The sequence below is a fragment of the Salegentibacter maritimus genome (assembly GCF_016236915.1).
Taxonomy (GTDB): domain Bacteria; phylum Bacteroidota; class Bacteroidia; order Flavobacteriales; family Flavobacteriaceae; genus Salegentibacter; species Salegentibacter maritimus.
In genome coordinates this window covers 172,476-181,366 of record NZ_JAEHOK010000006.1, presented here as the reverse complement: position 1 = coordinate 181,366, position 8,891 = coordinate 172,476, and the positions used below count along the sequence as shown (strand labels likewise).

Genomic DNA, 8,891 nt, shown 5'->3' with positions numbered 1-8,891 from the left:
TGATCATCCCCCAAAAATTAGGACAGTAAGTTAAGTTCAAAAATAACCTTAATTTTACTGTATTATGACACGAAGAAAATTTACCTCAAAGTTTAAAACGAAAGTAGTTCTTGAAGCCTTGAAAGAGCGTCAAACGGTCAAGGAACTAGCACAAAAATTTGAGATTACTCCACAACAGATCAATACCTGGAAACGCAATTTCCTAAATGAGGCCGATACTGTTTTTTCAAAAGGGGAAAAATCAAAAAAATCAGAAGAAGAGGAAAAGAAAGACCAACTTCTTAAGGTGATTGGGGAGCTTAAAGTGGAGAATGATTTTTTAAAAAACGCCTTGCGATAAAACCTTTAGAAGAGCGTCGAACAATGATATGCAAGGGTCATTCCAAGCTCAGCCTCCAGCAGCAATGCAAGCTATTGCACATCCACCGCAGTGGAATCTATTATAGACCTCGTGGAGAAAGTAAACTTAATTTAGAACTGATGCGCCTGATGGATGAACATTATACCCATCATCCTTTTAAAGGTGCCAGGAGAATGCATACCTGGCTTACCCTGGATAAAGGGTATAAAGTCAATAAAAAGCGTATTGAACGTCTCTATTCCCGGATTATGGGACTCAGAGCTATTATGCCCGGGAAACATACCTCCAGGCGAAACAAAGAACATAAGGTGTATCCTTATTTATTGCGGAATCTTACAGTAGACCGTCCCAATCAGGTCTGGGCGATCGATATTACTTACATTCCTATGCGAAAAGGTTTTATGTATCTGGTAGCCATCATAGACCTGCATAGTCGCTATGTTCTTAACTGGTCTGTGTCCAATTCAATGGATGCCCAGTGGTGTAAAGAAACTTTAGAAGAAGCTATTGAAATCCATGGGACTCCTGAGATCATTAATACCGATCAGGGAAGCCAGTTTACTTCAGAGATCTTTACCCACAGGGTACTATCTAAAAATATTAAACTCAGTATGGATGGAAAAGGAAGAGCTATCGATAATGTATTTATAGAAAGGCTTTGGAGAAGTGTGAAGTACGAAAGTATTTATTTAAATCCTCCAGAATCTGGAGTAGATCTGTACCAACAACTCAATACCTATTTTAAATTTTACAACCACCAAAGAAGGCACCAGGGAATAGAAAATGAAATACCTTATAACCGATATTTAAACCAAAAAAGAAAGGCTGCTTGATAAATGAAAAATAGAACTTAATTTAGCAGCAAAGCTGTCCTAACAAATGGGGGTACTTTACAGGGAGTTAGTGCCTATAGGTAATGCTTCACTACCTCAAGGAGCACCCACAAGTCCCACTTTATCAAATTTAATATGCAAAAACCTTGATTATAGACTTTCGATATTAGCGGAAAAACTGAATGTCGATTATTCTAGATATGCTGATGACATCACTTTTTCAGGCACATTAAAAAACCTACCTAAAATTAAGCTATTAAGGCATATTATAAGAGATGAAGGATTTTGCATAAATTGGAACAAAGTCGGAGTATATAAAAAAGGTAGAAAACAAATTGTTACCGGTTTAACAGTATCAAATGGTGTCCATGTTCCTAGGGAGTTTAAGAACGAAGTGAAAAAACATTTGTATGGTTGTTTAAATTTTGGGTTAGAAAATCACTTAAATTTTATTGGTGCTGATGATAAAAACTTTTACAAGGAATGGCTATTAGGTAAAATATTCTTCATTAAATCTATAGAACCTGATTATGCTAAATCACTTGTCGATAAATTTAATTTGATAGAATGGAATAATTAGGAATCGCACTAGCGCTAACAAAGGTTAATCGCCAATAAGCGGCACCGTTAGTAAGAAAATAATTAACTTGACCAACAACAAAATACTAATCCGACAAATCCGCGTTCCTTACTTCATTAACTGGTTGTAATCGAAATGTTTGGTAGCTATAATGAAAAAAGAACTCATATTAATAATATTATTTTTTTTACATCAAATTGTGTTTTCGCAAATTGAAGAAAGTACCTACGAATTGAATTCATTAGATAATTTACTAACAGATAAAGTTAAAAACATTGTCAGTCAAAATATTAATGAAAAACAAACCATCTTTTTGGGAGAATCAGTTCATTATAGTGGTTCTGATTTTATAGCCAAAACAGAATTTGTAAAATATTTAGTTAATGAACACGGTTTTAAGGATATTATTTTTGAAAGTGATTTTTTTGCTTTGTTATTTGACCATGATAAACGGAATTTATATTCAATTTGGAGTAAATCTAAACAATGCAAAGAACTTTTTGATTTTTTGAAAAAAAACAAAGTTACTATCTGGGGGTTTGATAGTAGAATTCCTACTGCTTATTCTCATAAATATTTCACTATAAAATTATCAGAGTTATTAAAAACAAATAATATCGAACTCGATGAAGAATTTACAAAACTTGTAAAAACCATTATAAAAGATGAATATGAAGTAATCAATACAATATCAAAAGAAGAAATTGAATATGTTAATGATTATCTCGCTAAACTTTTATCAAATGAATTAATTAAAACAAATAAAAAATGGGTTCAAATTCTTGAAAGCTTCAAAAGTTCAGTAAAACTTTACACCGTTAAAGATAACAACTCAGATAAGAACAGAGTGAAAATTCGAGACAAACAAATGGCTAAAAATCTTGATTTTTTAGTGAAAAAATATCCTAATAAAAAGTTTATTATTTGGTTGGCAAACGGACATATGTCAAAATCTAACAATGAGTTAATGAAGGGGCAAACTATGGGTTATCAGTTTATACAGTTAAATCCAAAAACTTCTTATCATATAGCTTTCGGAACAATTGAATTACCTCCTACTAGAACTAAAAATGAAACTGAAAGAGCTTCAAGAAAAAGTAAGTCTATTTTAAACTTCCTACCATCAATAAAGAAAAATTATTTTATAGATTCAAAAAAAGTAATTTCAGCAAACAAAGAATTGATTAATAAAAAGTTTGATGATTTGTATATTTTTAATTTGCCAAATAACAAAACGAAATTACTTAATCATTTTGACGCTCTTGTTTTTATAGCTAAAGGAGAGGAAGTTAAATATGAAAAATAAATTACAGTTGTAAGCAACGTATCCTATTAACAGCCCTAGTCCTTCTAAACTTAAAAACATTAACTTAAAACCCGTAAGTGACGGTTATACGAAACGTTACATGCAATTGAGCCGGAAAGAAATATGAGTAAAAGAAAATTAAAGCTGATTATTTCAATTATAATTTTGGGAACATTTACATTGATTTTCTTTTCCAATTATACTATTGAACAAGCTACTGAGAATAAAACTTTTTTCGACGTATCAGCAATTGACAAAAACGAAGTTGGATTGGTCTTGGGAACTTCCAAATATTTAAGTGACGGTCGAATAAATTTATACTTCAAATATAGAATTGATGCTACGGTAGATTTATTTAAAAATGGAAAAATTGATTTTGTTTTAGTAAGTGGAGATAATGGTTCAGAAGATTACGATGAACCAACAGACTTCAAAAACGAACTGATAAAAAGAGGAATTCCTGAGAATAGGATTTACTTAGACTATGCTGGTTTTAGAACATTAGATTCTATTGTGCGAGCAAAAGAGATCTTCGGACAAGATAATTTCACCATTATATCACAACAATTTCATAATGAAAGAGCAATCTACTTAGCAGAAAAACATGGAGTAAAAGCTATCGGTTATAACGCAAAAGATTTAGATGGCAAATTTGGATGGAATGTTAAATTGAGAGAATATTTAGCCAGGACAAAAGTTTTTCTAGATATATTTTTTGATGTAGAACCTAAGTTCTACGGTAAGAAGATGGAAATTGGGTAATTAACCCAAGCCAACACCACTTCATCGCAAATATGCGGTTTTGAGTTAAAAAAGTGTAATTTTAGAAACCAAGCGAAAAAAGGTTAAGCCGACAAATCCGTGCCGCTTACCCTGGCAACTTGTGATAGAGGCCGTTGTATGTCATATTTTATTAAAAATCAACTTCTATGTTTAATTGGTTTAATAAAAAAGAAAGTAGGGAGCCTTCAATTGAAATTACAATTAAAGGAGTAAATCCTAACACGGAAAACGAATTTCTATTTTTCGATTTTGTTGATAAAACAAATTCCTGGGAGTTAGAGCATTGGTTCAATAAAGTAAAGTCAGACAGAATCAAGTTTAAACCTCGATATGAATACGCAATTAATCAAAAATTAAAAACTGGAAAATTTAAAAATCCTCACAGTTTTCCAGAATACTTTGATAATCAATTTGACTACATAGCAATTGATTTTGAAACAGCGAATAAAAATAGAGTTAGTGCGTGTGCAATTGGATTAGTGTTTATTAAAAATTATAAAGTTGCTTATGAAGTTGGTTTTAAGATTAAACCTCCAAAAAATGAGAAATTTTCAAGCTTTCATACAAACCTACACGGTATTAGCAAAGAAGATGTAAGCTATTGGGGGCATTTTGATGAACTATGGAAAAGTGAACTATCAAAATATTTAAACGATAGTCTAATTGTATTTCATAATTCAAGTATGGACTTAAGCATACTAAAAAATCTATTTTACTATTATTCAATTTCAGATTTTCATATCGATTATATTGACACAATGCAATTAGCAGAAAAGTGTGGACTTTCAAAGAAGCTTGAAGATCTTGCTTCTAAATTTGACGTTGAAATAGAAAATCCACACGATCCAGTTGCAGATGCAAAAACTTGTGCCATAATATTTAATGAACTAATTGATATTTATCCCAATCATAAAGAATTAATTGGAAAACTATCAGTAGAAATAGAAAATGAACATAAGAAGAAAGTACAAGCAACAAATCAAGTTAAAAATGATAATATTGGTATAATACAAGAGTTTTCAATATCAAAAGAAGAATTGAATAATTTAAAAATAGAAAATAAAGGATTTCTATTTTCGGGAGAGTTAACTCAAGAAAGGTCGGACTGTAAAAACTTTATAAAAGAAAATGGCGGTCTTATAAAGTCATCTGTAACAAGTAAACTTGATTATATTGTAATTGGAACGGATTATGGTTGGGCGAAGATCCAAAAAGTTCAGGAATTGAATTTGAAAAAAAAGTGTAATATCAAGATTCTTTCAAATTCGGATTTCAACATAATTCAGGAAAAAAACGCCACATAACTAAGCTAACTCCCAAATAATTACCCCATTTTAGACTAGAAAACCTTATTGTAAGTGAGTACTGATTTCGCGATTGTAAAAGCCTGTTTAAGCGGTTTGTTGCCTATGTTAATTAGAATATTTATTATTAACTATTGAATTTAGCGTGGTTTTTAGAGTAAATAGGCTTCATAAGCAATAGGCGTCAACCAAGAATAACAAGCAGTGAGCTTATAGAAATAAATACCCAAAGGCTAATGCCTAATACAAAGGGTCTAAATCCTGTTTGTTTTATGTCTTTTAGAGATAGGGTAGTACCCACCAAAAACAGGCATGCCACTAAAAGCCTTTTGGAAATGCCGGTGATACTTTGGGTTAGTTCAGTAGGTAAATTAAAGTAGCTGTTTATTGCAATAGCAAGGATAAAGAAAAGAATAAACAGGGGGATTTTAATCTTACCGTCTTTTGTTTTAAATAAGAACATAGAGATTAAAGAAACCGGAATAATCCAAAGTGTGCGGGCCAGCTTAACGGTGGTTGCTACCCGTAGTGCTTCCTCACCATAGGCCAAAGCAGCACCTACCACAGAGCTGGTATCGTGAATGGCAATAGCCGTCCAAAGGCCAAATTGATGTTGACTCATATTAAAAAAGTGACCAATTCCCGGAAAAATAAATAAGGCTACCGAATTAAGTAAAAAAACAACTCCCAGGGAAACAGAAATAGTTTTAGGTTTTGCATTTATTACTGGTGAAATGGCCGCTATGGCACTACCGCCACAAATAGAAGTGCCCGAAGAAATAAGATGCCCTAAACGCACGTCTATTTTTAAGATTTTTGCTAAAAGCCACCCTAAAGTCAGGGTGGCAGCAATGGTAAATAAAGTAATGTTTAAGCCTTCTTTCCCTATTTGTAAAGTTTCGGTGATATACATCCCAAAACCAAGTCCCACTACCGAAATTTTTAATAAAAACTGGATGCTTTTATGGGTGAAATTAGGAAAGAGCTGCCCGGCAAATACAGTAAATAAAAATCCTAATACCAAAGCTATAGCGCCACTTATGAGTCCGCTGAAACATACAGCTATTAATACTATAAATATTCCTGTTTTAATTTTATTAGCCTTCATAACATCTTAGTTAGATGCTACAAAGAACGCGAGAATACTAAGTTACCACGCAAAGCAAAAAGTAATGGGCTATTCGTTTTTATTATAACCTTCAACAAAAATATTTTCCAGTTTTTGGTTTAGCCTCGATTGAAAGCCCTGTCTTTTTACAAAATAAAACCAACGTGTTATAGAAAGTTCCGGTACCTCTACAACCTTTAGGTGGCCGTCTAAAACCTCCTGGTTTATGGCGTGAATAGAAAGGAAGGCAAAGTGATTGGAGTACCGTAAATAAGCTTTGATGCTTTCTGTACTGCCCAACGTGGTTTTTACTTTTAGCTCTGGAATACCCTGTTTTTTTAAGGCATTGGCAATTACTTCGCGGGTTCCGGAGCCACTCTCGCGTTCTACAAAATCCAGGTCCCCAAATTGGTCTAGTCTAATTTCTTCTTTGCTTGCCTTATTTTTGGTACTTGTCACCAAAACAAGTTCATCTTTTACAAAAGGATCATAACTTAACCGGGTATTTTGATTTTCGCCTTCAATAATACCAAAATCTAACTGCCCATTTAAAATAAGTTGCTGAATATAGCCCGTGTTTCCCGAAATTAGTTGAAAACTTAAGTCTTTATGTGTGTTTTGAAGCAAAGCTGCTATTTTGGGTATTACATACTGGGCAATAGTTGTGCTGGCGCCAATTTTAATACTATCAGGGAAGGCTGGATTTTCTGAAGAAAATTCGTGTTCCATTTTAGTATAAATATCCAATAGGCTTTCAGCATATTTTAAAAACCTTTCACCTTCATGGGTTAAAGCGATACTGTTTCCTTCCCTTAAAAAAAAGGCTTTTCCGTATTCTTCTTCCAGGTTTTTTATGGTTTTAGAAACTGCCGGCTGCGACATATACAGGTTTTTTGCAGCTTTGGTAAAACTTTTGGTAAGTACCACTTCTTTAAAAATCTTGATTTTGTGATCCATAGGGTAAAATTAACCACTTCTTTTAAAAGCTTTACGCGATAATCGAAATTTATCCCGATAACTATCGGAATTCCCAGGCTTGCTTCGAAAGAAAAAAAACTTTTTCAATTAATACTTTGTTGGCTTGCCACGAGGTAATTTACCTAAAATTCCAAAGCTAGAGTTTTGTAAAAGCTTAAATTTGTAGGGTAGAGCAGCGCAAATTTTAAAATTTAGTGCGTTGCGTCATAAAGTCTAAACCAACTAAAAGCTATGCTAGATTTTTCAGCTACCTATACCGACCAGTATCAACTGGCAATGGCACAGGTATATTTTAAAAAAGGCCAAAAGAACCACACCGCTATATTCGATTATTATTTTAGGAAACTTCCCTATCAGGGTGGTTACGCCATTTTTGCCGGGCTTCAGGACCTACTGGAAATTATTGAAAACTTAAAATTTAATGAGAAGGACCTTGCTTACCTGAAAAAACAGGATTTTGATGATGATTTCCTGGAATACCTGAAAAATTTTAAGTTCCACGGAAATATTTACGCTGTGCAGGAGGGAGATGTGGTTTTTCAAACCCGCCCAATCCTACAGGTGGAAGCCAATATTATAGAAGCGCAAATCGTTGAAACCATTTTACTGAATTTGCTGAATTTTCAAACCTTAATTGCAACCAAAGCCAGCAGAATTAAATTGGTTTCGGGAGAACGTAGCTTATTAGATTTTGGTTTAAGAAGAGCCCAGGGGCCGGGTGGATATTATGCAACCCGTGCAGCTATGGTTGGTGGTTTTAATGGTACAAGCAATGTGGTGGCCGGCAGGGATTTTAATATTCCGGTTTCAGGAACTATGGCGCATTCTTTTATTCAGAGTTATGACGATGAAATCACTGCGTTTAGGGATTTCGCCCAGGGCAGGCCAAAAGATTGTGTTTTGCTGGTAGATACTTACGATACACTTAAAAGCGGTGTGCCAAATGCTATTAAAGTTGCCAAAGAAATGGAAGCACGCGGTGAAAAATTAATGGCCATTAGGCTTGATAGCGGAGACCTGGCTTATTTTTCTAAACAAAGTAGAAAAATGCTGGATGCTGCTGGATTGGATTATGTGAAAATAGCGGCTTCTAATCAGCTAGACGAGAATGTTATAAAAAGCTTACTGGAACAAGGAGCCCGGATAGATGTTTTTGGAGTGGGCACCAACCTCGTTATTGGCAGCCCCGATGCCGCCTTAGACGGGGTTTATAAATTGGCCTACTCTCACGGAAAGCCAAGAATTAAAATATCAGAGAGCATCGCCAAGGTTACGCTTCCGCATAAAAAACAAGTGTATCGCTTAAGGGATTCTGAAGGGAATTGCGTAGGGGCAGACCTGGTGAGCCTTTTTGAAGAGGAGGAGATTGAAAATATGATCCACCCTTTTGAGCCTTATAAGCAAATGAAGGTGGGGGCTTTACAAAAAGAACCGCTACTTAAGCCGGTAATGGAAAAAGGAAAGAACAAATTAACACCTAAAACGCTTCAGGAAATTGCTGAGTATAGTAAAAGAAGGCTGGCAGAGCTTTCTATAGAATATAAACGATTCAATAATCCGCATATTTATAAGGTAGGGATTAGTGAGGCCTTAAAAGAGGAACGTGATAAATTGATTGCTGCTTACCAAAAATAGTAT

9 protein-coding genes are annotated in these 8,891 nt (G+C 34.1%); 7 read left to right on the top strand and 2 right to left on the bottom strand.

The window, feature by feature from the left end:
* Positions 1 to 64: 64 nt before the first annotated feature.
* The 6 genes from I6U49_RS06655 to I6U49_RS06630 all read left to right on the top strand — a co-directional run bounded on the left by I6U49_RS06655 (position 65) and on the right by I6U49_RS06630 (position 5,167).
* Positions 65 to 340, top strand: a complete 276-nt coding sequence (locus I6U49_RS06655; RefSeq protein ID WP_198627104.1) for a transposase — start codon at positions 65 to 67, stop codon at positions 338 to 340.
* Entirely contained in the window at positions 337 to 1,194 is an 858-nt protein-coding gene (locus I6U49_RS06650) for an IS3 family transposase (RefSeq protein ID WP_317191834.1), read from the top strand. The genes I6U49_RS06655 and I6U49_RS06650 overlap by 4 nt, the downstream gene beginning before the upstream one ends.
* A gap of 46 nt (positions 1,195 to 1,240) precedes the next feature.
* A complete protein-coding gene (locus tag I6U49_RS06645; RefSeq protein WP_198628065.1) occupies positions 1,241 to 1,774 on the top strand; it encodes a reverse transcriptase domain-containing protein in 534 nt (177 codons plus the stop codon).
* A 151-nt stretch (positions 1,775 to 1,925) separates the two neighbouring features.
* On the top strand, positions 1,926 to 3,080 hold the full coding sequence (locus I6U49_RS06640) for an erythromycin esterase family protein (RefSeq protein ID WP_198628064.1): 1,155 nt from the start codon (positions 1,926 to 1,928) through the stop codon (positions 3,078 to 3,080).
* Between the two features lie 123 nt (positions 3,081 to 3,203).
* A complete protein-coding gene (locus I6U49_RS06635; protein WP_193710029.1) occupies positions 3,204 to 3,842 on the top strand; it encodes a SanA/YdcF family protein in 639 nt (212 codons plus the stop codon).
* A gap of 167 nt (positions 3,843 to 4,009) precedes the next feature.
* Positions 4,010 to 5,167 (top strand): exonuclease domain-containing protein, encoded by a 1,158-nt coding sequence (locus I6U49_RS06630; RefSeq protein WP_198628063.1) that lies wholly within the window; start codon positions 4,010 to 4,012, stop codon positions 5,165 to 5,167.
* A gap of 184 nt (positions 5,168 to 5,351) precedes the next feature.
* Here I6U49_RS06630 and I6U49_RS06625 read toward each other — a convergent pair whose 3' ends face one another.
* Together I6U49_RS06625 and I6U49_RS06620 are read right to left on the bottom strand one after the other, a co-directional pair.
* Entirely contained in the window at positions 5,352 to 6,275 is a 924-nt protein-coding gene (locus I6U49_RS06625; RefSeq protein WP_198628062.1) for a YeiH family protein, read from the bottom strand.
* Between the two features lie 69 nt (positions 6,276 to 6,344).
* Positions 6,345 to 7,232 (bottom strand): LysR family transcriptional regulator, encoded by an 888-nt coding sequence (locus I6U49_RS06620; RefSeq protein ID WP_198628061.1) that lies wholly within the window; start codon positions 7,230 to 7,232, stop codon positions 6,345 to 6,347.
* Positions 7,233 to 7,484: 252 nt separating this feature from the next.
* Here I6U49_RS06620 and I6U49_RS06615 point away from each other — a divergent pair, with 252 nt between their 5' ends.
* Positions 7,485 to 8,888, top strand: a complete 1,404-nt coding sequence (locus tag I6U49_RS06615) for a nicotinate phosphoribosyltransferase (protein WP_198628060.1) — start codon at positions 7,485 to 7,487, stop codon at positions 8,886 to 8,888.
* Positions 8,889 to 8,891 lie beyond the last annotated feature (3 nt).